Below are 1691 nucleotides of genomic sequence, written 5' to 3' on the forward strand. Positions count from 1 at the left end.
TTGTACCTTGAAAACTGGATAAGAACATGAAGATGAAGCATCAAAAAGCGCTGAATCACGCTAAGTTAAGTGAAGAAGGGCGCACGGTGGATGCCTTGGCACCAGGAGCCGATGAAGGACGGGACAAACACCGATATGCCTCGGGGAGCCGTAAGTAGGCGTCGATCCGGGGATTTCCGAATGGGGCAACCCCCTGTCCGTCATGGGGCAGGATCCTTACCTGAATCCATAGGGTAAGGAGGGCAACCCGGGGAACTGAAACATCTCAGTACCCGGAGGAGAAGAAAGCAACAGCGATTTCCTGAGTAGCGGCGAGCGAAACGGAAACAGCCCAAACCAGTAAGCATGTCTTACTGGGGTTGTAGGACACTCCACATGGAGTTACCAAGAAATCGGGTAGATGAATCGGTCTGGAAAGGCCAGCCAGAGAAGGTAACAGCCCTGTAGTCGAAACCCGGTTTCCTCCGGAGTGGATCCTGAGTACGGCGGAACACGTGAAATTCCGTCGGAAGCTGGGAGGACCATCTCCCAAGGCTAAATACTCCCTGGTGACCGATAGTGAACCAGTACCGTGAGGGAAAGGTGAAAAGCACCCCGGGAGGGGAGTGAAAGAGAACCTGAAACCGTGTGCCTACAAGTAGTCGGAGCCCGTTCATGGGTGACGGCGTGCCTTTTGTAGAATGAACCGGCGAGTTACGATTCCATGCGAGGTTAAGGAGTGAATCCGGAGCCGCAGCGAAAGCGAGTCTGAACAGGGCGACAGAGTATGGGGTCGTAGACCCGAAACCGTGTGATCTACCCATGTCCAGGGTGAAGGTAAGGTAACACTTACTGGAGGCCCGAACCCACGCGTGTTGAAAAACGCGGGGATGAGGTGTGGGTAGCGGTGAAATGCCAATCGAACACGGAGATAGCTGGTTCTCTCCGAAATAGCTTTAGGGCTAGCCTCAGGGAAGAGTGCTGGAGGTAGAGCACTGATTGGACTAGGGGCCCTCATCGGGTTACCGAATTCAGTCAAACTCCGAATGCCAGTGACTTGATCCCTGGGAGTCAGACTATGAGTGATAAGGTCCATAGTCGAGAGGGAAACAGCCCAGACCGCCAGCTAAGGTCCCCAAGTATGCGTTAAGTGGAAAAGGATGTGGAGTTGCTTAGACAACCAGGATGTTGGCTTAGAAGCAGCCACCATTTAAAGAGTGCGTAATAGCTCACTGGTCGAGTGACTCTGCGCCGAAAATATACCGGGGCTAAACGCATCACCGAAGCTGCGGACTGTTCTTCGAACAGTGGTAGGAGAGCGTTCTAAGGGCGTGGAAGCCAGACCGTGAGGACTGGTGGAGCGCTTAGAAGTGAGAATGCCGGTATGAGTAGCGAAAGAGGAGTGAGAATCTCCTCCACCGAAAGCCTAAGGTTTCCTGAGGAAGGCTCGTCCGCTCAGGGTTAGTCGGGACCTAAGCCGAGGCCGAAAGGCGTAGGCGATGGGAAACAGGTTGACATTCCTGTACCACCATCTTCCGTTTGAGCGATGGGGTGACGCAGGAGGATAGGGGAAGCGCGCGGATGGAAGAGCGCGTCCAAGCAGTGAGAGTGGTGGATAGGCAAATCCGTTCACCGGAAGCTCAAGCTGTGATGGGGAGGGAACTAGAGTACCGAAGTCTCCGCATTCACACTGCCAAGAAAAGCCTCTAGCA

At 54.1% G+C, this 1691-nt stretch carries 1 rRNA gene (running past one end of the window); it reads left to right on the forward strand.

What is annotated here, in order from left to right:
* Positions 1–63 precede the first annotated feature (63 nt).
* Positions 64–1691 (forward strand): 23S ribosomal RNA (locus tag EDD68_RS15070); its annotated part runs 1396 nt beyond the window's last position; the annotation flags it as partial.

Origin of the sequence: Melghiribacillus thermohalophilus (assembly GCF_004342905.1) — a bacterium.
In the GTDB taxonomy this organism is placed as follows: Bacteria; Bacillota; Bacilli; order Bacillales; family Alkalibacillaceae; genus Melghiribacillus; species Melghiribacillus thermohalophilus.